Below are 23,721 nucleotides of genomic sequence, written 5' to 3'. Positions count from 1 at the left end.
TTCGGCCGATCGCTGTGCTCGTCCTGGGCATCGTAACGGCCGCCACCGGCCGCAAGAAGGGCGACGACAGGAAGGGCGCTGTTCCACGGTTTCACGTGAAACAACGCCCTTCCCAACGACCTGCCGACTACGCCTCGGTGTCCGTAGCCTCGCCGTCCAGCTGCCCCTGCCGGAGGACCTGGCCCTCCCCGGGAGCGAAGAGTCCAAGGATGCGCTCAAGATCGTCCATGGAGGCGTACTCCACGACGATCTTTCCGCGGTCCTTGCCCAGTTCCACCTTCACCCGGGTATCGAAACGATCGGAGAGCCTGCTCGCGAGGCTCGCCAGCGCCGGGGACACCAAGCGCCCCGCACGGGGTCCACGGGAACGCCGCTCGGGCTTCTGCTCCTGCTTCTCCAACCGCGCCAGGGTCACGATCTCTTCGACCGTGCGCACCGAGAGTCCTTCGGCATTGATCCGGTTCGCCAACTGTTCCTGTTCCTGGGCACTGTCCAGGCCGAGAAGCGCGCGGGCATGGCCTGCGGAGATCGCGCTCGCCGCCACCTTGCTCTGCACCGCCGGTGGCAGCTTCAGCAGGCGGAGGGTGTTGGTCACCTGGGGGCGCGAGCGCCCGATCCGGTCAGCCAGCTGGTCCTGGGTGCAGGCGAAGTCACGCAGCAACTGGTCGTAGGCCGCAGCCTCCTCCAGCGGGTTGAGCTGCGCGCGGTGCAGGTTCTCCAGCAGCGCGTCCAGGAGCAGCTTCTCATCCTCGGTGGCCCGGACGATCGCCGGGATGGTCTCCAGGCCCGCCTCACGGGAGGCCCGCCAGCGGCGCTCTCCCATGATGAGCTCATAGCGGTCCGGAGAGGTCTGCCGCACCACCACCGGCTGGAGCAGACCCACCTCCTTGATGGAGTGGACCAGCTCTTCGAGGGCTTCCTCATCGAAGAATTCTCGCGGCTGGCGCGGATTCGGCGTGATCGCGTCCAGCGGAACCTCGGCGAAGTACGCCCCGGCAACTGGCTGCATGTCCGCGCCGAGCGATGTTTCACGTGAAACGGCGGAGTCGAGAGAACGCTCCAAGGTACTCACCGCGCCGGCTGCCGAGGATGTCTGACGCTCGGCCAGCCCGGCCACCTTGACTGCGGCGATCCCGCGCTCCGATCCCAGCGCGGGAACGTCCGCGGGGGAGAGGGCGGCGCCGTTGGGCGCGACAGCCGACCTGTTCTCCGGTCCTGAGGCGGCCGGGATAAGTGCTCCGAGTCCCCGCCCCAGACCTCTACGACGCTCGCTCACCGGTTCCCCTCCACTGTGCTGCTGTGCCGTGCCGGCTCATGCCGTGCCGTTTCGTGCTCCGCCATACGACGGGGCTGCTGCTGGTAGACGCCGGGATTGGCCGGGTCGGCAGCGAAGCGCTCGTCGGCCGCTCGCGCGTCCGCCTCCGCTCCCCGTAGAGCGATCTCCCGGGCCGCTTCCAGGTAGGAGAGCGCCCCCGTCGATGCCGGGTCATAGGTGAGTACGGTCTGCCCGTAGCTGGGTGCCTCGGAGACGCGCACCGAGCGGGGGATGCTGGTGTTCAGCACCTCACGCTGGAAGTGGGTGCGGACCTCGTCGGCGACCTGCGAGGCAAGCCGGGTACGCGCGTCGTACATGGTCAACAGGATGGTCGACACATGCAGATGAGGGTTCAGATGTGCCCGCACCAGGTCAACGTTGCGGAGCAGCTGACCCAGGCCCTCCAGCGCGTAGTACTCGCACTGGATGGGGATCAGCACCTCCCGGCCGGCCACCATCGCATTGACGGTGAGCAGGCCCAGTGAGGGCGGGCAGTCGATGAGGATGTAGTCCAAGGGCTGCTCATACGCCTCGATCGCTCTTTGCAGCCGGCTCTCCCGTGCCACCAGCGAGACGAGTTCGATCTCGGCTCCGGCCAGGTCGATGGTCGCGGGGCAGCAGAACAGTCCCTCTACGTCCACCACCGGCTGGACCACGTCGGCGAGCGGCTTGCCCTCGACCAGCACGTCATAGATCGAAGGGACCTCGGCGTGGTGGTCGATCCCCAGCGCGGTGGAGGCGTTGCCCTGCGGATCCAGATCGATCACCAGGACCCTGGCGCCGTGCATGGCCAGCGAGGCAGCGAGGTTGACCGTCGTAGTGGTCTTGCCTACGCCGCCCTTCTGGTTGGCGACCACCATCACCCTGGTGGCTGCGGGGCGGGGCAGTGCTTCTCCGACACGCCCCATCGCCTCGACTGCCGCCTGGGCGGCACGTCCGATGGGTGTGTCGTCAATCAGCGGGGTGACTTCCGAGTCCTGCATGGGCGTCAGTGTTTCATGCGCCACAAGCGCCTGGGGGGCGACCCCCGATCCACCGGTCGCCGGGGAGGTCGATCGGAACGGTGTTTCACGTGAAACGGCGGTACCGGACCTCCCCCGCGTCCGAGGGCCCGGCAATGGATCCGTCACAGATGCCCGCAGGTCCGCCTCCAGCGGCCCCCCTACGGCATGAGCTTCGCTGGGCAAGGGTTCGCCCCCCTCTCCATCCTGGCTGTCGCTGAAATCATCGCGCAGCGCAGTGACATAGGGGGACGGTTGTGGTCCTTCTGAGCCCAGTGGAGGTAGATCTTCACTCGAACGACGACTGTACTGAGCGGCCCCACGACTGCGGCTCAGGATCCCGGGAAGCAGTGAGCGACGTTTCACGTGAAACACGATGCCCGTTATAAGGGAAATCTGACGGTTCGACACTCCGCCCATCGGTCGGGAGCTGAAGCCTCAGCCACATGCCGCAGGGCCGCCGTTTCACGTGAAACATGAAACGGCGGCCCTGGCCATCCTGCCGAATACCGCTCAGTCGCTAGCGACGGCGTCGCGAGGCACCCCGAGCTCCTGGAGTCCCGGCACGCCCAGCGCGGGCTGCCCTGGCCCGGCGAGCGGCCGCCTTGACCCCGCCCGGACTCTCGCCCACCTGGACCCGCACCACATGGGTCGGCGTCTCCACCACACCCTCCCCTGCGGTACCCACCGACCACTCACGAGCGCCGAGCTTCACCAGCGCTGCCTTGTGGTCCACCAGCTCCTGCTCCGCGGAGTCCCCCTTCAACGCGAGCATCACCCCATAAGGACGCAGCAGCGGCAGCCCCCAACCCGCCAGCCGGTCCAGCGGAGCCACCGCTCGCGCCGTGACCACGTCCACCGCCAGCTTGCCAACCATCTCCTCGGCCCGGCCCCGTAGCACGGTCACATTGTCCAGACGGAGCTCCCGGACCACCTCCTCCAGAAAGGTGGTCCGGCGCAGCAGCGGCTCCAGCAAAGTGATCCGAACATCGGGACGGGCCAGCGCGACCGGAATCCCCGGCAGTCCGGCCCCCGAACCGACGTCACACAGGGACGCACCCTCCGGCAGCAGCTCTCCCAGCACCGCGCAGTTGAGCACATGTCGATCCCACAGGCGGGGCACCTCACGCGGCCCGATCAGCCCCCGGCGCACCCCTGCGTCAGCCAACAGCTCGGCATAGCGGACCGCCTGCTCAAAGCGGTCCCCAAAAACCGCCCTGGCCACCGGTGGGGCCTCAGGGAGTTCCTGCGAGAACTCCTCCGCCACCGATTCCGCCTCCGACATCGCCGACCCTCTCCTCGCTGCTCAGCCGCGGCGCCACCCGGCCGCTGCACCACAGCGGCTCCGGCAGCGCGGCCCCGCCTGCAGGATTGCAGACGGGGCCGTTGCTCGTTCACATCACCTTGTCCCAGTGTGGGACAGCTCACCTACGCAGGCAGCACGACGACGCACCGCTGCGGCTCCTCGCCCTCGGACTCGCTCCGCAGTCCCGCCGCGGCCACGGCGTCATGGACGACCTTGCGCTCGAAAGGAGTCATCGGACGCAGCTTCACCGGCGCGCCGGCCTCCTTGGCCTCCTTGGCGGCCTGCGCTCCCAGCTCCGCCAGCTCGGCCCGCTTGCGCGCCCGGAACCCGGCGATGTCCAGCATCAGCCTGCTGCGCTCACCGGTCTCACGATGGACCGCCAGCCGGGTCAGCTCCTGCAGCGCCTCCAGTACCTCGCCGTCCTGACCGACCAGTCGCAGCAGCGACCGCTCCGCGCCGGGGCCCTCGCCGATGATGGACACGGAGGCACGGTCGCCCTCCACATCCATGTCGATATCGCCGTCGAGATCGGCGATGTCGAGCAGGGCCTCCAGGTAGTCCGCAGCGATCTCGCCCTCCTGCTCGAGGTGGCCGAGCGGGTCACTCTTCGGCTCGCCGTTCTCGACGGGCGTCACGGTGCCTTCCGTCACGGATGGACTCCTTTGGAAATCGTGGTGCCAACTAGGGAAGTGGGGTCAGCGGTGCACGGGAAACGCGGCTAGGACTTCTTCTTGGACCGCCCGGCCGGCTGCGGATTGCGCTTGCCGGGCTGGTTCCCGCGCTTCTGGCCGCCACCCTGCGCCGGAGTGCTGCTCGCAGTATTGGCCCGCCCACGGGCCTGCCCCGCCTTCTCCGTGCCCGCCTTGGCCGTCTCGGCGGCATGCACCACCGCGTCGGTGGGCGCGGTGCCCGCCGAGCCGCTGCTCTGGCGCTGCGCCTTGGTCTGGCGCTTCGGCTGCTGGCGTCGCACCGGCGCGGTGTCCTCCGGAACCTCCTCGACCGGGGCGCTGCCGCCCTTCACCAGCGAGGCCAGGCCGGCCTTGACCGGGGTGCCGTCTGCGTTCAGCTTGCCCGCGGCCTTCAGCCGCTCCTGGCGCTGCTTGAACGCCACCGAGCCCGGAGTGGGGTTCTGCCGGATGATCACCAGCTGCTGGCCCAGCGTCCACATGTTGCTGGTCACCATGTAGATCAGGACACCTACCGGCATGGTGATACCGAAGAAGATGTAGATGACCGGGAAGACGTACATCATCATCTTCTGCTGCTGCATGTACGGCGTCTTGACCGTGAGGTCGACGTTCTTCGTCATCAGCTGGCGCGTGGTGAGGAACTGCGTGAAGCACATCGTCACGATCATGACCGCGGTCACGATCTTGACGCTGGTGATCGACGAGTTCACGAAGGTCGCCGACAGCGGGGCGCCAAAGATGTGCGTGTGGTACATGCTCGCAAGCAGCGAGCCCTTGATCACGCCGACCGGCTTGTGGTTCGAGACGTTCCTCAGCACGCCGTACAGCGCCATGAAGAACGGCGACTGCACCAGCAGCGGCAGGCAGCTCGAGGCCGGGTTCGCACCCGCCTCCTTGTAGAGCTTCATCTGCTCTTCGGCGAGCTTCTGCCGGTCGCCCTTGTAGCGGTCCTGGATGACCTTCAGCCGGGGTTGCAGTGCCTGCATCGCCCGCATCGACTTGGTCTGCTTGATCGTGAGCGGGATCATGCAGGCCCGGACCAGGATCACCAGCGAGACGATCGCCAGACCCCACGCCCAGCCGCTGGCAGGGTTGAATACCTGGCTGTACAGCGAGTGGAACTGAACGACGATCCACGAGACGGCGGTATACAGCGGGTTGAGGATCGGGTCGAGAAACCCCACGGTCATGCTCCTTGGGCGTTGGTCGAGGGAGTCGGCGCTTCGGCACGGCTCGAGGTGTGGGGTCCCAAGTCTTCAGGGTGCTGGGACAAGGAGGTTTCTCGGGACAGAGGTCGGAACAGAAGGCTACGCACCCACTGATGCCAGACCGGTCGTGTACGTGCCGGAACGTAGTCGACGCCGCCGGCACTCCACGGATTGCACCGCAGGATGCGCCAGGCGGTCAGGACCGAACCCTTCGCGGCACCGTGTACACGGATGGCCTCGAACCCGTAGCGCGAGCACGACGGGTGATAGCGACAGACCGGGCCCAGTAGCGGACTGATCGTCCACTGGTAGACCCGGATCAACCCGAGCAGCAGATACTTCCCTGCCAGCAGCGCCGCCAGGGCGATCGCCACCACTAGCAGGTATGTCACTGTCCTGCTCCCGTCGGCGAGGATGCGGTACCGGTATCGCGGGGCCGCCCGCCCCGAGGGGCGGCCAGCTTCCGCAGTGCGGAATCCAGATCGCGTTCCAGGTCCGCGAAATCCGCCGTCCCGGCAGGGGGCAGCGCGCGTACCACTATCAGGCTACCTGCGGGCAGACCGACCAGACGCGTGGCCATTAGGTGACGTAGGCGACGTTTCACACGATTTCGGACGACGGCCGGACCCACGGCTTTGCTGACGACAAAACCCGCACGCACCGGGGAAGGTGATTCCCCGGTGCTGTGCGGGTCCGTTGACGACCGGCCCGTGGTGGCCACGGGATCACCCTCGCCGTACGGCCTCCCGGTCACTGCATCCTCGCTCTCGCTGAGATGCACCACCAGAAGGGGACGTCCGGCGCGGCGGCCCCGCCGCACCGCGGTCGCGAAGTCCTGGCGCCGCCTCAGCCGATGTTCGGAGGGCAGCACAACATAACCTGATAGATCAGGCGGACAGGCGGGCGCGGCCCTTTTCGCGGCGGGCCGCGAGGATCGCACGGCCGGCACGGGTACGCATCCGCAGGCGGAAGCCATGGGTCTTGGCGCGACGGCGGTTGTTCGGCTGGAAGGTGCGCTTGCTCACGGGGGGACTCCAGGATGAATCGAAGGGTCGCGGGGCGTCGATCAGCCGTCACCGTGCGTCCGCGCGATCCCCATAGCCGTTATGTACGGTGATCCACGACGCCCGTAGCTGCGCGCCTTGGTGTGCGGATATTCCGCGGGCATGCGGCAGCGGCCATCGACAACTCGACCTCGTTACGGTACGTGGAGGACGGTCGGCGGGTCAAACCGGCTGCATGTGCCCGGCACAGGACAGCGGCAGGTCCGGCACGGTTCCGCCGGAGTACGTCGGGGGACAGGGCGGTGCCGCCGTCTGCGACACTGCTGTACACAGCCTGTGGACAAGAACTTGAACGCAGGCACCCACGCTCACTACCGTTGGCAGACTCTTCTGCTTCACCCCTTATTCACCTCTTACCCGGCCCCCTCCACCTGCCCCGGCGGAACAAGAAAGCGTGCACCAGTGGCTGATACGAGCAGCGACCTTGCGACCGTCTGGGCGCGGGTCGTCGAGCGACTGGGCAACGACCAGGGAGTCGAGTCCAAGGACGCCCAGTGGCTGCAGCGCACCCAGCCGATGGGCCTGATGCATGACACCGCACTGCTGGCGACGCCGAACGAGTACGCCAAGGGAGTGCTTGAGGGACGGCTGCTGCCGGCCATCACCGAGCTGCTGAGCCACGAGTACGGCCGTCCGATGCGCATCGCCGTGATCGTCGACGCCAACGCGGCACCGCTCGGCCCCCCGCCGCCGGCCGCCCGGGAGCCCGAGCCGGCAGCGGGTCTGCAGCCGCCGGTGACCGAGTATCCCTATCCGCAGCAGCACCGGGACTACGCGCCGGGTTACGGCTACGAGCGCCGCCCCGAGCGCCCCGCCGCCTACCCGGAGCGCAACGGCTACTACGGCGCCGGCCCGGCCGGCGGCCCCGGCACCGGGTACACGGGCGCGTTCCCGGGCCGCTCCCCGCGTGACCAGCGCGACCAGGAGGACGAGTGGCCTCCCGCCGCGCCCGCTCCGCAGCAGCAGCGCCCCTGGGAGCAGCGCCCGCCCGAGGAGTCCTACCGGACGGCGGCGCGCCAGGAGGACCTGCCCGAGCGCAGGAACGATGCCTACCAGGGCGACAACGCGGACAACGGAGAGCATCCGCCCGACCTCCGCCCGGAAGCCCCACTGCCCGATCACCTGCACCTCGGCTCACACCCCGGCTCACATCCAGGCTCGGGCCACAACTCCGGCCATGGTCCTGGCGCCGACGCGCACTCCCCTGTCGCCATCCCGGTGAAGCGCCCGGGCGGCGGTTCGGGAGGCCATTCCGCGCTGCCACGCAAGGACGAGCCGGCTGCACGACTGAACCCCAAGTACCTGTTCGAGACCTTTGTCATCGGCTCCAGCAACCGCTTCGCCCACGCGGCGGCGGTCGCCGTGGCCGAGGCGCCCGCGAAGGCGTACAACCCGCTGTTCATCTATGGCGAGTCGGGCCTGGGCAAGACCCACCTGCTGCACGCGATCGGGCACTACGCCCGGAGCCTCTACCCCGGCACCCGGGTGCGCTACGTGAGCTCCGAGGAGTTCACCAACGAGTTCATCAACTCGATCCGCGACGACAAGGGCGACGGCTTCCGCCAGCGCTACCGCGACATGGACATCCTGCTGGTCGACGACATCCAGTTCCTGCAGAACAAGGAGTCGACCCAGGAGGAGTTCTTCCACACCTTCAACACCCTGCACAACGCCAACAAGCAGATCGTGATCTCCTCCGACCGGCCGCCCAAGCAGCTGGTCACCCTGGAGGACCGGCTCCGCAACCGCTTCGAGTGGGGCCTGACCACGGACGTCCAGCCGCCCGAGTTGGAGACCCGGATCGCGATCCTTCGCAAGAAGGCCATCCAGGAGCAACTCAACGCCCCGCCGGAGGTGTTGGAGTTCATCGCATCCCGAATCTCGCGCAACATCCGGGAGTTGGAGGGTGCGCTGATCCGGGTGACCGCCTTCGCCAGCCTCAACCGGGCGCCGGTGGACCTGCAGTTGGCCGAGATCGTGCTGAAGGACCTGGTACCCGGCGGCGAGGAGGCCGGTCCGGAGATCACCGCGACGGTCATCATGCAGCAGACGGCGGCGTACTTCGGGCTCAGCGTGGACGACCTCTGCGGCTCGTCCCGCAGCCGGGTGCTGGTGACCGCGCGACAGATCGCGATGTACCTCTGCCGCGAGCTGACGGACCTGTCGCTGCCGAAGATCGGGGCCCAGTTCGGCGGCCGGGACCACACCACGGTGATGCACGCCGACCGCAAGATCCGCACGATGATGGCCGAGCGCCGGTCCATCTACAACCAGGTGACCGAGCTGACGAACCGCATCAAGAGCTGAGACGGACCGCCCGATCGGGGCCCCAGGACACCTGTCCTGGGGCCCCGACTGCGTTTCCCGGCCCGATGCGCCGCCCGCTCAGCTCGCACATCTGCGCCCTGGATTCGAACGGCGACGGGGCGTCGAGCCTCGGTCCACAGGAGACGACTCTTTCCTTCGTCCACACCCTGGGGAAGCCGGAGTTATCCAGAAACCCTCCACAGCTTCAGCCATGATGGAGCTGTCCGCGCAGCTCACCTGCCTGTGGACTTGTGGGCAACGCTTGTCCACAGCCTGTGGAGAAGCAAGGGGCCGTTCACGTCGCCCCGGGGTTATCCACGTGCTGTCCCCAGAAGAAGGGCACTTTTCCCCAGGTTCTCCACAGGAATGTCCACAGTTCGGCAACATCAATCCGCATTTCACCGTCCCGAGTGAAAGAGGCCACAGCACGTTGCCAAAGGGGCTGGGGAGAACCACGTGAAAACCTGGGGATGTCTCTGGGGAAAACCTGGGGACAACGCAACTGCCCTGTGGGGGAAGGGTGCTGCGTCCACAGCAAGGGTAGTTTTTCCACCGCTCCCGCCCACAGGCAGTGTGGATAAAAAAGAGGCTCTGAGCAGGGCATAATGGGGTTATCCACGGTATCCACAACCCCTACTACTACTACCCCACGTATAGAGCTGGGACTTGATCGAAAAGCAGGTGGGGGCCTGATCTGTGGACGACGGCAACCCGACACGGGTTCGAGCCGTCTTCGGCCCATCTGCCTCAGCTGTCGGTGGAGTGCGTCAGACTGTTCTCCAGCAACAGGAGCGGCGGCAGTCCCCCGAGGCCGAGCGCCGCACCCACAGGGATGGTCCCCACCCTGGGGACGGGCTCAAACAACGAGCCACGTATCAGCACAAGACAACAGCAGCAGCACACAGGAGGCGGTTACCGGTGAAGTTCCGGGTCGAGCGTGACGTCCTCGCGGAGGCCGTGGCCTGGGCCGCGCGCAGCCTCCCGGCACGGCCTCCGGTGCCGGTGCTGGCCGGGCTGCTGCTGGCGGCCGACGAGGGCAAGCTGAGCCTTTCCGGTTTCGACTACGAGGTCTCCGCGCGGGTGGAGACCGAGGCGGACGTCGAGGAGGCGGGCACGGTCCTGGTCTCGGGCCGCCTGCTGGCCGACATCTCGCGTTCGCTTCCCAACAGGCCTGTGGAGATCTCCACGGACGGCGTGCGGGTCGTTGTGCTCTGCGGCAGCTCACGATTCACACTCCCCACGCTTCCTGTGGACGAGTACCCGGCGCTGCCGCAGATGCCCACCGTGTCCGGCACCGTCCCCGGTGAGGCCTTCGCCGCCGCCGTCGCGCAGGTCGCCACGGCGGCCGGTCGCGACGACACGCTGCCGGTGCTCACCGGTGTGCGGGTCGAGATCGAGGGGGACCGGGTCACCCTGGCCGCCACCGACCGCTACCGTTTCGCCGTCCGCGACCTGATGTGGAAGCCCGAGCAGGCGGGCCTCTCCGCAGTCGCCCTGGTGCCCGCCAAGACGCTCCTGGACACCGCCAAGTCGCTCAGTGCGGGCGACGTGGTCAGCATCGCCCTAGCGGGCAGCGGCAAGGGTGAGGGCCTGATCGGTTTCGAGGGCGCCGGCCGCCGCACCACCACGCGGCTGCTGGAAGGGGAGTTCCCGAAGTTCCGGGCGCTCTTCCCGACCGAGTTCAACTCGGTGGCCACCATCGAGACCTCGGCCTTCGTGGAGGCCGTCAAGCGCGTCTCCCTTGTCGCCGAGCGGAACACCCCGGTGCGGTTGAGCTTTGAGCAGGGCGTACTCACCCTGGAGGCCGGCTCGGGCGATGACGCCCAGGCCACGGAGCGCGTGGACGCGGGCCTGGAGGGCGACGACATCTCGATCGCCTTCAACCCGGCCTACCTGCTTGACGGCCTGTCCGCGATCGACTCCGCGGTCGCCCAGCTGAGCTTCACCACCTCGACCAAGCCTGCGCTGCTGAGCGGCAAGCACGCGGTCGACGCGGAGGCCGACGAGACGTACAAGTACTTGATCATGCCGGTGCGGTTGTCCGGCTGAAAAGGGTTGGAGTATGCCGGTGCGGTTGTCCGGCTGACGGCTGACGGCCGGGCAGTTGGCCACAGGACTGTGCGGGACTGTGGACAACCCGGTCATGCGGATGGGTCCTGCGCCCGATGCCCACAAGGCATCGGGCGTAGGGTTCTGCCTGGCGGCAAGGGGGCCGCGCGCTACGCAGTCACCTCGACAGAAGGACTTCTGATGGAGCTCGGACTCATCGGTCTCGGCAAGATGGGCGGCAACATGCGCGAGCGCATTCGCCGTGCGGGCCACACCGTGGTCGGCTACGACCGCAACCCGGACCTGGCGGATGTCTCCAGTCTCAAGGAGCTCGTGGGCGCGCTCCATGCCCCGCGGGTGGTGTGGGTGATGGTGCCGGCCGGGGCGCCGACCCAGGCGACGGTGGACGAGCTGGCCGAGCTGCTGGAGCCGGGCGACGTGGTGGTGGACGGCGGCAACTCGCGCTGGACCGACGACGAGAAGCACGCGGCCGAGCTGGCCGCCAAGGGCATCGGCTTCGTGGACTGCGGGGTCTCCGGCGGGGTGTGGGGCCTGCAGAACGGCTACGCGCTGATGTACGGCGGCGAGGCCGCCGACATCGCCAAGGTCCAGCCGGTCTTCGACGCGCTCAAGCCCGAGGGCGACTCCGGCTCGGTGCACGCGGGCAAGGTCGGCGCCGGGCACTTCGCCAAGATGGTCCACAACGGCATCGAGTACGCCATGATGCAGGCCTACGCCGAGGGCTGGGAGCTGCTGGAGGCCGTGGACTCGGTCACCGACGTGCGCGAGATCTTCCGGTCCTGGCAGGAAGGCACGGTCATCCGCTCCTGGCTGCTGGACCTGGCCGTCAACGCCCTGGACGACGACGAGCACCTGGCCAAACTCAAGGGCTACGCCGACGATTCCGGCGAGGGGCGCTGGACCGTGGAGGCCGCGATCGACCACGCGGTACCGCTGCCCGCGATCACCGCCTCCCTGTTCGCCCGCTTCGCCTCCCGCCAGGACGACTCCCCGCAGATGAAGATGGTCGCCGCCCTGCGCAACCAGTTCGGCGGCCACGCGGTCGAGTCCAAGTAGCGGGCAGCACACCGCAACTGACGAGAAGCAGAACTGACGAGAAGAAGGCTGACGAGTCCAGAGCATGCATGTCGCGCATCTGTCGTTGGCCGACTTCCGTTCCTACGCCCGGGTCGAGGTTCCGCTCGACCCGGGCGTGACCTCGTTCACCGGTCCCAACGGCCAGGGCAAGACCAACCTGGTCGAGGCGATCGGCTATGTCGCCACCCTGGCCAGTCACCGGGTGGCCGGTGACGCGCCGCTGGTGCGCCTCGGCGCCGAGCGCGCGGTGATCCGCGCCAGCATCGTCCGCGACCAGCGCCCCACCCTGGTCGAACTGGAGCTCAATCCCGGCAAGGCCAACCGGGCCAGGATCAACCGCTCCGACAACGTCCGGCCGCGCGATGTCCTGGGCCTGCTGCGTACGGTCCTGTTCGCCCCCGAGGACCTGGCGCTGGTGAAGGGCGACCCGGGTGAGCGCCGCCGCTTCCTGGACGAGCTGCTGGTCGCCCGCGCTCCCCGGCTCGCCGGCGTGCGCCAGGACTACGACCGGGTGCTGAAGCAGCGGAACGCGCTGCTCAAGTCCGCGGCCATGGCGCGGCGCACCAGCGGCCGGGTCGAGCTGTCCACTCTCGACGTCTGGGACGACCACCTGGCGCGCGCCGGCGCGGAGCTGCTCGCCTGCCGGATCGACCTGGTCACCGCGCTGCAGCCGCTGGTGCGGGCCGCGTACGAGGAGCTGGCCCCGGGCGGCGGCCCGACGCGGCTGGAGTACCGCAGTTCCATGGGCGAGGGGGTTCCCCTCGGCGGCGGCCGCGAGCCGCTGTACACGGCGATGCTGGGCGCGCTCGGCGCGGCCCGGAAGCAGGAGATCGAGCGCGGCGTCACCCTGGTCGGCCCGCACCGGGACGAGCTCGGCCTGCAACTGGGCGAGCTGCCCGCCAAGGGCTACGCCAGCCACGGCGAGTCCTGGTCCTTCGCGCTGGCGCTTCGGCTCGCCTCCTACGAGCTGTTGCGCGCGGGCGGGGGCGAGCCGGTGCTGATCCTGGACGACGTTTTCGCCGAGCTGGACACCCGTCGTCGAGAGCGTCTCGCCGAGCTGGTGGCGAACGGCGAGCAGGTGCTGGTGACGGCCGCGGTGGCGGAGGACGTCCCGGCGGCGCTGGCGGGTGCCCGCTACGCGGTCGCCGGCGGTGAGGTCAGCAGAATCGCGTGAGGACCACGCGTGAGGACCACTGTTGACGGTGGGGCCTCGTACGCTTGCATCCCCAGGCTGGGGAAAGCGAGGCGGCTGTGAGCGATTCGGCTGGTGCGGGAACAGAGGCGGCAGGGAGCCGTGAGGAGTCGGGGCACGACGAGCCCGGCCGTGAGGAGCCGCAGCTCACCGGTGTCGATCTGGCGCGGGTGGCGCTGCGGAACGCCAGGGAGCAGGCGCGGCTGCGCGGCGACAGCGTTCGGCAGAAGAAGGAGGCCCGGCGTACCGGGTTGCGTTCCGGCGCACGGGCGGACGGGCGCGACCCGCAGTCGCTGGGCGCCGCGATCAGTCGTCTGGTCGCCGAGCGCGGCTGGGAGGCGCCGGCCGCGGTGGGCGGGGTGATGGGCCGCTGGCCGCAGATCGTGGGGCGGGACCTGGCCGCGCACTGTGAGCCCGAGCACTACGCGGAGGACGACCGGGTGCTCACCGTGCGCTGCAGTTCCACGGCCTGGGCGACGCAGATCCGGTTGCTGGCCCCGCAGCTGGTGGGGAAGCTCAACCAGGAGCTGGGCCACGGCACGGTCAAGCTGATCAAGGTGCAGGGGCCGACGGGGCCGACGCGCTCCTACGGCCGGTTGAGGGCTCCGGGGAGCAAGGGGCCGGGAGACACCTGGGGATGACCGGCGGGTGACCGACTGGACCGGCTCCGTGCCCATGTGAGCCCATCCCGCCCCCCGGGCGGGTGGTGGGATACATCCGACCCGGATTTCGCGCGGCACGGGGGAAGCCAGGGCCTGCCAAAGGCCCATGAGTGTCAGTCGTACCGGTAGACTGGAGGCTGAAACCGCCGCTTGCGGTGACTGAGCGGTGACTGAGTCGAGTGCCGAGGCCGGTCCGGTCCCACCCACGGGGTACGGATGCGGCCCGAGCTGTGCCAGAAAGGGCGCTTCGTGGCCGATTCCGGCGACCCCAGCCAGACCCCCGAGAATCCCCTGTCCGATGAGGCCGTCGTGAGCTCCGAGGCAACGGAGGAAGTTGCGCAGGGCGACGACGCGCTCGCGCGCGTCTCCGGCTCGCTCTCGGAGAACAACTCGTCCTATGACGGCAGCGCGATCACCGTCCTTGAGGGCCTGGACGCGGTCCGCAAGCGCCCCGGCATGTACATCGGGTCGACCGGCGAGCGCGGGCTGCACCACCTCGTCTACGAGGTCGTGGACAACGCGGTGGACGAGGCCCTCGCCGGGCACGCGGACACCATCGAGGTGACGATCCTCGGCGACGGTGCGGTGCGGGTCACCGACAACGGCCGTGGCATCCCCGTGGACATCGTCCCCGGCCAGGGCAAGCCGGCCGTCGAGGTCGTGCTCACGGTGCTGCACGCGGGCGGAAAGTTCGGCGGCGGCGGCTACTCCGTCTCCGGCGGTCTGCACGGCGTCGGCGTGTCCGTGGTCAACGCCCTGTCGCAGCGCCTCTCGGTGGAGATCCGCCGGGACGGCCACCGCTGGACCCAGGACTACAAGCTCGGCGCGCCCACCGCGGAGCTGGAGCGCCACGAGGCCACCGACGAGACCGGCACCGCGGTCACCTTCTGGGCCGACGGCGACATCTTCGAGACCACCGAGTACTCCTTCGACACGCTGTCGCGGCGCTTCCAGGAGATGGCGTTCCTCAACAAGGGCCTCACCATCAGCCTGACCGACGAGCGTCCGGACCACGTCGACGACGACGGCAAGCCGTTCACGGTGACGTACCACTACGAGGGCGGCATCTCCGACTTCGTGACGTACCTGAACTCCCGCAAGGGCGACGTCATCCACCCCACGGTCATCGACTTCGAGGCCGAGGACAAGGGGCGGACGATCTCCTGCGAGGTCGCCATGCAGTGGAACACGGCGTACAGCGAGGGTGTGTACTCCTTCGCCAACACCATCCACACCCATGAGGGCGGCACCCACGAGGAGGGCTTCCGCGCCGCGCTGACCGGCCTGGTCAACCGCTACGCCCGGGAGAAGAAGTTCCTCCGCGAGAAGGACGAGAACCTCACCGGCGAGGACATCCGCGAGGGCCTGACCGCGATCATCAGCGTCAAGCTGGGCGAGCCGCAGTTCGAGGGCCAGACCAAGACCAAGCTGGGCAACACCGAGGCCAAGACTTTCGTGCAGAAGGTCGTGCACGAGCACCTCAATGACTGGCTGGACCGCAACCCGGTCGAGGCCGGGGACATCATCCGCAAGTCCATCACCGCGGCCACGGCCCGCGTCGCCGCCCGCAAGGTGCGCGACCTGACCCGTCGCAAGGGCCTGCTGGAGACCGCCTCGCTGCCCGGCAAGCTCTCGGACTGCCAGAGCAAGGACCCCTCCGAGTGCGAGATCTTCATTGTCGAGGGTGACTCGGCCGGCGGCTCCGCCAAGCAGGGCCGCGATCCGCGGGTGCAGGCGATCCTGCCGATCCGCGGCAAGATCCTTAACGTGGAGAAGGCCAGGATCGACAAGGTCCTGCAGAACAACGAGGTCCAGGCGCTGATCTCGGCCTTCGGCACCGGCGTCCACGACGACTTCGACCTGGCCAAGCTGCGCTATCACAAGATCGTGCTGATGGCCGATGCCGACGTCGACGGCCACCACATCAACACCCTGCTGCTCACCCTGCTGTTCCGGTTCATGCGCCCGCTGATCGAGGGCGGCCACGTCTACCTGGCCCGCCCGCCGCTGTACAAGATCAAGTGGGGCCGGGACGACATCCAGTACGTCTACTCCGACCCCGAGCGTGACGCGGTCATCGCCGCCGGCCGTGCGGCCGGGCGCAAGCTCCCCAAGGACGACGCGATCCAGCGCTTCAAGGGTCTCGGTGAGATGAACGCCGAGGAGCTCCGGATCACCACCATGGACCAGGACCACCGACTCCTGGGCCAGGTCACCCTCGAGGACGCCGCCCGTGCGGACGACCTGTTCTCCATCCTGATGGGCGAGGACGTCGAGGCCCGCCGCTCCTTCATCCAGCGCAACGCCAAGGACGTCCGCTTCCTGGACGTCTGACGGCCCGCAGGTCGCGCAGAAGTCCCTGGCAGCACCCGCACGAGAGGAAACTGACCAGCAGTGGTCGCAGACGGCAACCCCACCGAGCAGGGCCCCGAGGGCATCGAGGGACTGGAGCCCGAGCTCGCGTCCAACGTTCGCATCGAGCAGGTCGAGCTCGAGAGCGAGATGCAGCGCTCCTACCTCGACTACGCGATGAGCGTCATCGTGAGCCGGGCCCTGCCCGAGGTCCGCGACGGCCTCAAGCCGGTGCACCGCCGCGTGCTCTACGCGATGTACGACGGCGGCTACCGGCCCGAGAAGGGCTACTACAAGTGCGCCCGCGTGGTCGGCGACGTGATGGGCAACTACCACCCGCACGGCGACACCTCGATCTACGACACCGTGGTCCGGCTGGCGCAGCCCTGGTCGCTGCGGATGCCGCTGGTGGACGGCAACGGCAACTTCGGTTCACCGGGCAACGACCCGGCGGCGGCCATGCGCTACACCGAGTGCCGGATGATGCCGCTGGCCATGGAGATGATGCGGGACATCGACGAGGAGACCGTCGACTTCTCCGCCAACTACGACGGCCGCTCGCAGGAGCCGGACGTCCTCCCGGCGCGCTTCCCCAATCTGCTGGTCAACGGCGCCACCGGGATCGCGGTCGGGATGGCGACCAACATCCCGCCGCACAACCTGCGCGAGGTCGCGTCCGGCGCGCTCTGGTACCTGAACAACCCCACGGCCTCCAACGAGGAACTGCTGGAAGCGCTGATCGAGCGGATCAAGGGCCCGGACTTCCCGACCGGCGCGCTGATCGTGGGCCGCCGCGGCATCGAGGACGCGTACCGCACCGGGCGCGGCTCGATCACCATGCGCGCGGTCGTCGAGGTCGAGGAGATCCAGGGCCGCCAGTGCCTGGTCATCACCGAGCTGCCGTACCAGGTCAACCCGGACAACCTGGCGCTGAAGATCGCCGATCTGGTGAAGGACGGACGGGTCGGCGGCATCGCCGACGTCCGCGACGAGTCGTCGTCGAGGACCGGCCAGCGCCTGGTGGTCGTGCTCAAGCGCGACGCGGTGGCCAAGGTCGTGCTGAACAACCTCTACAAGCACACCGACCTGCAGACCAACTTCGGCGCCAACATGCTGGCCCTGGTGGACGGGGTGCCGCGCACCCTGGCCGTCGACGCCTTCATCCGGCACTGGGTCAACCACCAGGTCGAGGTCATCGTCCGGCGCACCACCTTCCGGCTGCGCAAGGCCGAGGAGCGCGCCCACATCCTGCGCGGCCTGCTCAAGGCGCTGGACGCGATCGACGCGGTCATCGCGACGATCCGCCGCTCGCAGACCGTCGAGGAGTCCCGGCAGGGCCTGATGGCGCTGCTGGCGATCGACGAGATCCAGGCCAACGCGATCCTGGAGATGCAGCTGCGCCGCCTGGCCGCCCTGGAGCACCAGAAGATCACGGCCGAGCACGACGAGCTCCAGGCCAAGATCAACGAGTACAACGCGATCCTGGCCTCCCCCGACCGCCAGCGCGCGATCATCGCCGAGGAGCTGGCGATCATCGTGGAGAAGTACGGCGACGACCGGCGCAGCACCCTCATCCCCTACGAGGGAGACATGTCGGTCGAGGACCTCATCGCCGAGGAGGACATCGTCGTCACGATCACCCGTGGCGGCTACGTCAAGCGGACCCGCAGCGACCTCTACCGCTCGCAGAAGCGCGGCGGCAAGGGTGTGCGCGGCGCGCAGCTCAAGCAGGACGACATCGTCGACCACTTCTTCGTGACGACGACGCACAACTGGATCCTCTTCTTCACCAACAAGGGGCGGGTGTACCGGGCCAAGGGCTACGAACTGCCGGACGCCGGCCGTGACGCCCGCGGCCAGCACGTCGCCAACCTGCTGGCGTTCCAGCCGGGCGAGCACATCGCCCAGGTCATGGCGGTGCGCACGTACGAGGCCGCGCCGTACCTGATCCTGGCGACCCGCGAGGGCCTGGTGAAGAAGACGCCGCTGAAGGACTACGACTCCCCCCGCTCGGGCGGTCTGATCGCGATCAACCTCCGCACCGACGAGGAGGGTCGCGACGACGAGCTGATCGGCGCAGAGCTGGTCTCCGCCGAGGACGACCTGCTGCTGGTCAGCAAGAAGGCCCAGGCGATCCGCTTCACCGCGACCGACGAGGCGCTGCGCCCGATGAGCCGGGCCACCTCGGGTGTGAAGGGTATGAGTTTCCGCGAGGGCGACGAGCTGCTCTCGCTGAACGTGATTCGCCCCGGTACGTACGTCTTCACGGCGACCGACGGCGGCTACGCCAAGCGCACCAGGGTCGACGAGTACCGAGTTCAGGGTCGCGGCGGTCTGGGCATCAAGGCAGCCAAGATCGTCGAGAACCGTGGCATCCTGGTGGGCGCACTGGTTGTGGAGGAAAGCGACGAAATCCTCGCAATCACTCTGGGCGGCGGTGTGATTCGTACCCGCGTTGCGGAGGTTCGTGAAACCAGTCGTGACACCATGGGCGTCCAACTGATCAACCTGGGTAAGCGGGACGCCGTCGTCGGCATCGCCCGCAACGCCGAGGGGGCCGGTGACGACGACCTGGACGAGAACGGCGAGGGCGAGACACCGACGGACGCGACTGCGCCGGACGAGACCGGTACGGTTGCGACTTCGGGTGTGGCCGACGCGGATTCCGGGGCAGTCGACAATGGGGGCGAGGAGCAGGCGGACGGCGCGTCCGACTGATCCCTCGGCACCGGTGCACGCGCAGGGCCGGGTCTCGGCGGTCGCCGGGGCCCGGCCGACTGCCGTGGCCAGCGAGAGCGCGTCGACTGACACATGGACACTGACCAGGGCCGACCGGTTCTGGTGGGGAACTGCGGGAGGACCAGGGTGAGTGGAGCCACGGGCGCGACAGGCGGTGCCGGCAGCGCCGCCGCGGGGCGTAACGGCCCGGGGCCGAGCGTGCCCCCGGGCGGGGCGGGCGGCGGTCCGGCCGACCGTACTCAGGGATATGCGCAGGCAGGGCGGGACGCGGGCACCACGTCGATGATGCCGCCGATCACCGACGGGATGCCGCCGCGGGCCCCGGCCGTGGGCGGGGGCACCGGCGGGGGCACCGCCGCGCGTCGCCGCCAGGGCGGGCCGCAGGGCAAGCAGGCGACGCAGGCGAACCAGGTCGCCGCGCCCGCTCCAGCAGCGCCGCCGGCGCCGCCGGAGCGGTCCGGCTACTCGACGCCGACGACGTACCAGAAGGGGCAGCCGACGCCGCCCGGCGGCACCCGGATGCCCCCCGGCACGGCGACGCCGCCACTGCCCGCGGGTTCCCCCGCCGCTGTGGCGACCGGCGCCGCCGTCGGCGCCCCCGCGAAGCGGTCCGGCCCGACAGCCGGGCCTGCGGCTCCGCCCTCGGGGCGGACCCGTCGGGCGCGGCTGCGGGTGTCCCGGACTGACCCCTGGTCGGTGATGAAGGTCAGCTTCCTGCTGTCCATCGCGCTGGGCGTGGTCACCATCGTGGGCGTCTCGCTGCTGTGGATGGTGCTGGACACGGCGGGCGTGTTCAGCTCGCTCGGCGGCACGCTGAAGCAGGCCACCGGGTCCGACACCTCGGGCGGCTTCGACCTCCAGTCGTACCTCTCCTTCGGCAACGTCCTGACCTTCACGGCGCTGATCGCCGTGATCGACGTGGTGCTGCTGACGGCCCTGGCGACGCTGGGTTCCTTCATCTACAACACCGCAGCCGGCATCACCGGAGGCGTCGAGCTGACCCTCGCCGAGGAGGAGTAGCACTCCGTCCAGGCGCACCCGCAGGCCCCGCCGTTGGCGGGGCCTGCGGCCGTTTCCGCACCTCCGCGCCCTGCGGAGCGGAACGGATTTGGGCAGACCGCCGTCGGTGCGCTAATCTTTCAACGCAGCGCGGGCCTATAGCTCAGACGGTTAGAGCGCTTCCCTGATAAGGAAGAGGCCACAGGTTCAAGTCCTGTTAGGCCCACCAGCGCAGGCGCCCCGGGAGGTTCTCCTTCCGGGGCGTTTCTGCGTTCTGTACGCCCATTGTTTACGCCAATGCGCACTTCAGCGCTCCTCCACGCCGTCCTGAGCTCGGCGCCGACGCTGGCGGCGGCGGCGCGCTGGGATTCCGTCGTGACGTGGGTGTGGACTGCGCCGCAGGATCCTCCGGGCGTCCTTCGGGTGCACCCCGAGCCACGCGAGCAGGCTGCCGCCGGTGTGCCCGGTGTCGTGCACCCGCACCCGCCGCGGTAGACCGGAGCGCTTGACCCGGCGCTGGCGGCCGCAGCCGTGCTCCCATGGGCCACTCCGTCTTCAGGTCCACCAGGACCAGCCCTGTGCCCTTCTGTCGCTGTAGTTGCTTGCGCGAGTGCGTGCTGATGCGGCCCTCGGGGCGGAGGTTTGGCGCAGCCCCCCGCCATCATGGGGGTGATCGTAGAAGCGGTGCACCGGGGTTGTGAGTCGGTGTTCCCTGGGCAGGCACCAGTGACTGTTCCCAGGCAGATCGATTTGCGTTCGGTAGGGAGCCGCAGGCGCCGGTACAGGAAGCCGGGCCGTGTCTCACTGACGCAGCCGCAGGACCTGTCCTGGCTTGATCGAGTCAGGGTCGTGGCCGACAGCCTGCCGGTTGAGGTCGTACAGGGCGGGCCACCCGCCGACGATGTGGCTCGTCGCAGCGATGCCGCTGAGGGTGTCGCCGGGCCGAACCGTCCACGATCCCTCACGACCCGCTGTGACGCTGCCGACTGCGCTGCCGTGGGGGCTGTCCGAACTTCCGGCGAGCGGGGCGGCAGGACGGCACGTCTGTGTCTGCCACTCGTGGTGGCGGCCACCCGACAGCTGTGCAGGGAGACGAGCGGCGTCGGCACCGCAGACGGGCCACGGTGCGAGCCCGCGGCGCCCCGCCAGGTGGTCGGCGACGGCGATCTGCTGGTCCTTGTCGGCGAGGTCGGCGCGCGGCGCGTAGGCCAGACCTCCGTTGGCCCGCCAGGTTGCCTGATCGAACTGCAGACCGCCGTAGTACCCGTTGCCTGTGTTGGTCGCCCAGTGGCCACCGCTCTCACATCGCGCCACCTTGTCCCAGTCACCGACGTGAACACCGTCGCGGACCGCAGCCGCCGCGACCGACTCGGCATGAGCCGTCGGTACGAAAGCGGCGAGCATGGCCAGCGAGCACAGTGTGAACAGGAACAGTTCAAGGACCTTGCGCGGTAGTGAACGGGATGGCAGCACGAGCCCTCCAGACCTTCGACAACAGGGACCGGGCGCCGAAGCGCCGCCCTCTCAGCGATGCACGCCGCAGCGCCCGCACGACGAAGACACGGCGGCACGGTCACCCGTCCGGACGCGGCAACACCACCCGGACGGTCCGCCACCCCACCGAGCGCCCGGGTCCAGTGCGCTGCCCGCAAGCCGTCCAGGACTGCCTTGATCGATACGATCGCCGCATGCCCGAACTGATCGCGCCCACCGCCCGCCTGCACCCCGTCTGGCTTGAGGCGCGCGACGAGTGGGGCCCGGGCGTCCACGAGGACGGCTTCGGGCTGCAGCCGTCCGACGAGGTCGACTCGCCGGCCGGGTTCGCGGCCTGGGTGGCGCGGTTGGCCGGCGAGTCAGATCCGAGGAAGCCGCTGGAGGCGGGCCGGGTGCGTTGTACGTACCGATGGATCGTCGAGGGCGACCGGGTGCTCGGCGGGATCGCGCTGCGACACGAGCTCAACGACTTCGTGCTGCGGGTTGGCCACATCGGCTACGGCATCCGGCCGTCCTCGCGCCGGCGCGGGTTGGCTGCCTGGGCGCTGGGCCGGATGCTCGATGAGGCGCGGGCGCTCGGCCTGGAACGTGTGCTGATCATCTGCGAGGTCGACAGCATCGCCTCGGCGAAGACGATCGAGCGCCATGGCGGTGTCCTCGAAGACGTCCTAGAAGGTGTCCAGGACACCGGACTCGGCACCGTACGGCGCTACTGGATCAAGCTCTAGTCCTCCGTTTCCTACGCCCATCCTCTGCGCCAACGCCGGTGGGCGGCGGGGCTGGTGTGGCCGGTGCGGCCGGCGGGGCGGGGAGCTGACCCGGCGTCAACGAGCGGGTGACGGCCTTCAGCAGAGCGCGGCTTGCGCCGCAGCACGGGTGTGTATCATCGGCCGCAAGGACGGCGACCCCTCCCGGTTGCCGCCGCTCAGTACCGGTACAGAAGGACGAGGTCGCGCGGTGAAGAAGCTTCTCCTGGTAGTCCTGGCTGCTCTTGGTGGGTACTTTGTGTACCGCCAGGTCCAGGCGGACCGCGCCGAGCAGGATCTGTGGACCGAGGCCACCGACGCTGTCCCGGTCGGCGCTCGCTGAACCGACCGTCACACCTGTGGCGTACGCAACCCCGACCCTCGGTCGGGGTTGCGCCCGTGCGGGGGTCGGGACGGGGCAGGGCGGGGCCGCCGCCGAAACCGAGGTCAGGATTGGTCCCGGGAACCGGTACCCTGGTGCGCGGCGGTTCTGATCGGTTCCGTCTCGGGGCCTTAGCTCAGTTGGTAGAGCGCCGTCTTTGCATGGCGGATGTCAGGGGTTCGACTCCCCTAGGCTCCACAGTCGTTCCACAGCAGACAGCGTCGCCCCGGTTGCTTCCGCAGCCGGGGCGACGCTGTGTTTCGGGTTCAGCGCTTGTTGGGGCGCTTCTTGTCTTCGGCCTCCTTGGCCTCGACCTCGGGGTCGAGCGGCAGCGAGCCGTCGACCTGGGGGATGGGCGCGGCTGCTGAGGCGCTGGAGCCGTTCGCCGCGGCCTCGCCGGCCGACGCCGACGCGGGGGTGCTGCGCGGCGGCAGGTCGGTGGCCGGGGGCTCCACCAGCCAGTCGGGGTTGCTCTGCTTCTGCCACCACTTCCAGGCCGCGAGACCGCCGCCGGCCACCACTCCCAGGGTGCCGACCACCAGGACCCGACGGGTCCAGCGCGAGCGCCTGGAGCGGGCCCGCCGGGCCGTGAGCGCCTCAATGTCCGCCAGGGTCACCTGGCCGAGCAGGACCGGCACTGCGGCGGCTCCGCGGTCGCGGGCGGTGTGCGCGGCCTGGGTCGTCACCAGGACCGCCCCGTCCAGGGCGTGGCTGACGGCGGGCACGGCCGTCTCCCTGGCCTGGGCCGCCGCGGCCTGCGCGGACTGCTTCGCGGCCTTGGCGGCGCTGCGGGTGCGTACGGCGGCCTTGCCGACCGCGTCCTCGACAGACGGCGGCACATTGGCCCGTGCCTGCTCCCAGAGCGGGACGACACGTGGGGTGACGCGGCTGTCCACGGTGCTCTGGGCGATCTGTGCTGCCTGCCGGGCCTGTTCGACGGCGGACTCGATGCGCGGGGCCAGTCGTTGCCATGCCTCGTCGGTGTAGTGCGCTGCCGCGTCCCGTGCGCCCACGGCATAGGGGGCGATCTGCTCCCGGGTCTTCCCGGCAGCCTCGCGAGCTGCGTCGATGCGGGTCACCAGTACCTCCTCCTCGATGGCGTCCGATTTATCACCTGT

Annotated in this window: 20 protein-coding genes and 2 tRNA genes; 12 read left to right on the top strand and 10 right to left on the bottom strand. The window is 69.1% G+C overall.

Annotated features, from left to right (window positions below):
* Positions 1–127 precede the first annotated feature (127 nt).
* The 8 genes from ABIA33_RS20560 to rpmH all read right to left on the bottom strand — a co-directional run bounded on the left by ABIA33_RS20560 (position 128) and on the right by rpmH (position 6,544).
* Positions 128–1,276: a ParB/RepB/Spo0J family partition protein gene (locus tag ABIA33_RS20560; protein ID WP_370083780.1), complete on the bottom strand. Its 1,149-nt coding sequence runs from the start codon at positions 1,274–1,276 to the stop codon at positions 128–130.
* The gene (locus tag ABIA33_RS20555; protein WP_370083816.1) at positions 1,273–2,271 is read right to left on the bottom strand and encodes a ParA family protein; all 999 of its coding nucleotides are present in this window, start codon (positions 2,269–2,271) and stop codon (positions 1,273–1,275) included. The genes ABIA33_RS20560 and ABIA33_RS20555 overlap by 4 nt, the downstream gene beginning before the upstream one ends.
* 565 nt (positions 2,272–2,836) lie before the next feature.
* Positions 2,837–3,601: a 16S rRNA (guanine(527)-N(7))-methyltransferase RsmG gene (rsmG, locus tag ABIA33_RS20550; RefSeq protein ID WP_370083778.1), complete on the bottom strand. Its 765-nt coding sequence runs from the start codon at positions 3,599–3,601 to the stop codon at positions 2,837–2,839.
* Between the two features lie 143 nt (positions 3,602–3,744).
* The gene (locus ABIA33_RS20545; protein WP_370083776.1) at positions 3,745–4,272 is read right to left on the bottom strand and encodes a protein jag; all 528 of its coding nucleotides are present in this window, start codon (positions 4,270–4,272) and stop codon (positions 3,745–3,747) included.
* 68 nt (positions 4,273–4,340) lie between these two features.
* Positions 4,341–5,501, bottom strand: coding sequence for a membrane protein insertase YidC (gene yidC, locus ABIA33_RS20540; RefSeq protein WP_370083774.1), 1,161 nt, complete (start codon positions 5,499–5,501; stop codon positions 4,341–4,343).
* A complete protein-coding gene (gene yidD / locus ABIA33_RS20535; RefSeq protein WP_370083815.1) occupies positions 5,498–5,869 on the bottom strand; it encodes a membrane protein insertion efficiency factor YidD in 372 nt (123 codons plus the stop codon). The genes yidC and yidD overlap by 4 nt, the downstream gene beginning before the upstream one ends.
* Positions 5,870–5,907: 38 nt before the next feature.
* Positions 5,908–6,390, bottom strand: coding sequence for a ribonuclease P protein component (gene rnpA, locus ABIA33_RS20530; protein WP_370083772.1), 483 nt, complete (start codon positions 6,388–6,390; stop codon positions 5,908–5,910).
* Positions 6,391–6,406: 16 nt separating this feature from the next.
* Entirely contained in the window at positions 6,407–6,544 is a 138-nt protein-coding gene (gene rpmH / locus ABIA33_RS20525) for a 50S ribosomal protein L34 (protein ID WP_034089364.1), read from the bottom strand.
* A gap of 441 nt (positions 6,545–6,985) precedes the next feature.
* Between rpmH and dnaA the strand changes: the two genes are divergently transcribed.
* The 9 genes from dnaA (at position 6,986) to ABIA33_RS20480 (ending at position 20,210) form a co-directional block, all read left to right on the top strand.
* Complete coding sequence (gene dnaA / locus ABIA33_RS20520) at positions 6,986–8,890, top strand: chromosomal replication initiator protein DnaA (RefSeq protein WP_370083770.1); 1,905 nt, start codon at positions 6,986–6,988, stop codon at positions 8,888–8,890.
* A gap of 918 nt (positions 8,891–9,808) precedes the next feature.
* Positions 9,809–10,939: a DNA polymerase III subunit beta gene (dnaN, locus tag ABIA33_RS20515; protein WP_370083768.1), complete on the top strand. Its 1,131-nt coding sequence runs from the start codon at positions 9,809–9,811 to the stop codon at positions 10,937–10,939.
* A 201-nt stretch (positions 10,940–11,140) separates the two neighbouring features.
* Complete coding sequence (gene gnd, locus ABIA33_RS20510; protein WP_370083766.1) at positions 11,141–12,016, top strand: phosphogluconate dehydrogenase (NAD(+)-dependent, decarboxylating); 876 nt, start codon at positions 11,141–11,143, stop codon at positions 12,014–12,016.
* A 64-nt stretch (positions 12,017–12,080) separates the two neighbouring features.
* Positions 12,081–13,211 (top strand): DNA replication/repair protein RecF, encoded by a 1,131-nt coding sequence (gene recF, locus ABIA33_RS20505; protein ID WP_370083764.1) that lies wholly within the window; start codon positions 12,081–12,083, stop codon positions 13,209–13,211.
* Positions 13,212–13,390: 179 nt separating this feature from the next.
* Entirely contained in the window at positions 13,391–13,870 is a 480-nt protein-coding gene (locus ABIA33_RS20500) for a DUF721 domain-containing protein (protein WP_370083814.1), read from the top strand.
* Positions 13,871–14,107: 237 nt separating this feature from the next.
* A complete protein-coding gene (gene gyrB, locus ABIA33_RS20495) occupies positions 14,108–16,225 on the top strand; it encodes a DNA topoisomerase (ATP-hydrolyzing) subunit B (protein ID WP_370083762.1) in 2,118 nt (705 codons plus the stop codon).
* A gap of 102 nt (positions 16,226–16,327) precedes the next feature.
* Positions 16,328–18,961: a DNA gyrase subunit A gene (gene gyrA, locus ABIA33_RS20490; RefSeq protein WP_370083813.1), complete on the top strand. Its 2,634-nt coding sequence runs from the start codon at positions 16,328–16,330 to the stop codon at positions 18,959–18,961.
* Positions 18,962–19,108: 147 nt separating this feature from the next.
* Positions 19,109–20,002 carry a DUF3566 domain-containing protein gene (locus ABIA33_RS20485; RefSeq protein WP_370083760.1) on the top strand — a complete coding sequence of 298 codons (894 nt, stop codon included), beginning with the start codon at positions 19,109–19,111 and terminating at the stop codon, positions 20,000–20,002.
* Between the two features lie 131 nt (positions 20,003–20,133).
* Positions 20,134–20,210, top strand: a tRNA-Ile gene (locus tag ABIA33_RS20480).
* Positions 20,211–20,782: 572 nt separating this feature from the next.
* Here ABIA33_RS20480 and ABIA33_RS20475 read toward each other — a convergent pair.
* Positions 20,783–21,454, bottom strand: a complete 672-nt coding sequence (locus tag ABIA33_RS20475) for a transglycosylase family protein (protein WP_370083758.1) — start codon at positions 21,452–21,454, stop codon at positions 20,783–20,785.
* Between the two features lie 215 nt (positions 21,455–21,669).
* Between ABIA33_RS20475 and ABIA33_RS20470 the strand changes: the two genes are divergently transcribed.
* The 3 genes from ABIA33_RS20470 (at position 21,670) to ABIA33_RS20460 (ending at position 22,801) form a co-directional block, all read left to right on the top strand.
* Positions 21,670–22,203: a GNAT family N-acetyltransferase gene (locus tag ABIA33_RS20470; protein WP_370083756.1), complete on the top strand. Its 534-nt coding sequence runs from the start codon at positions 21,670–21,672 to the stop codon at positions 22,201–22,203.
* A 229-nt stretch (positions 22,204–22,432) separates the two neighbouring features.
* The gene (locus ABIA33_RS20465) at positions 22,433–22,564 is read left to right on the top strand and encodes a DLW-39 family protein (protein ID WP_221201912.1); all 132 of its coding nucleotides are present in this window, start codon (positions 22,433–22,435) and stop codon (positions 22,562–22,564) included.
* A gap of 164 nt (positions 22,565–22,728) precedes the next feature.
* A tRNA-Ala gene (locus tag ABIA33_RS20460) sits at positions 22,729–22,801 on the top strand.
* Positions 22,802–22,869: 68 nt separating this feature from the next.
* Here the strand turns inward: ABIA33_RS20460 and ABIA33_RS20455 are convergent.
* Complete coding sequence (locus ABIA33_RS20455; RefSeq protein WP_370083753.1) at positions 22,870–23,682, bottom strand: DUF5324 family protein; 813 nt, start codon at positions 23,680–23,682, stop codon at positions 22,870–22,872.
* Between the last annotated feature and the right edge of the window lie 39 nt (positions 23,683–23,721).

This window comes from Streptacidiphilus sp. MAP12-16 (assembly GCF_041262165.1).
Taxonomy (GTDB): domain Bacteria; phylum Actinomycetota; class Actinomycetes; order Streptomycetales; family Streptomycetaceae; genus Streptacidiphilus.
Note: the sequence above shows the minus strand (reverse complement) of the source record. Positions and strands in the feature narration are given on the sequence as shown.

What these genes read in the sequence shown, in the direction of transcription:
- rsmG (WP_370083778.1), bottom strand. Translation starts at nt 3,601, where the DNA reads ATGTCGGAGGCGGAATCGGTGGCGGAGGAGTTCTCGCAGGAACTCCCT.
- yidC (WP_370083774.1), bottom strand. Translation starts at nt 5,501, where the DNA reads ATGACCGTGGGGTTTCTCGACCCGATCCTCAACCCGCTGTATACCGCC.
- gnd (WP_370083766.1), top strand. Translation starts at nt 11,141, where the DNA reads ATGGAGCTCGGACTCATCGGTCTCGGCAAGATGGGCGGCAACATGCGC.
- recF (WP_370083764.1), top strand. Translation starts at nt 12,081, where the DNA reads ATGCATGTCGCGCATCTGTCGTTGGCCGACTTCCGTTCCTACGCCCGG.
- gyrB (WP_370083762.1), top strand. Translation starts at nt 14,108, where the DNA reads ATGCGGCCCGAGCTGTGCCAGAAAGGGCGCTTCGTGGCCGATTCCGGC.
- ABIA33_RS20470 (WP_370083756.1), top strand. Translation starts at nt 21,670, where the DNA reads ATGCCCGAACTGATCGCGCCCACCGCCCGCCTGCACCCCGTCTGGCTT.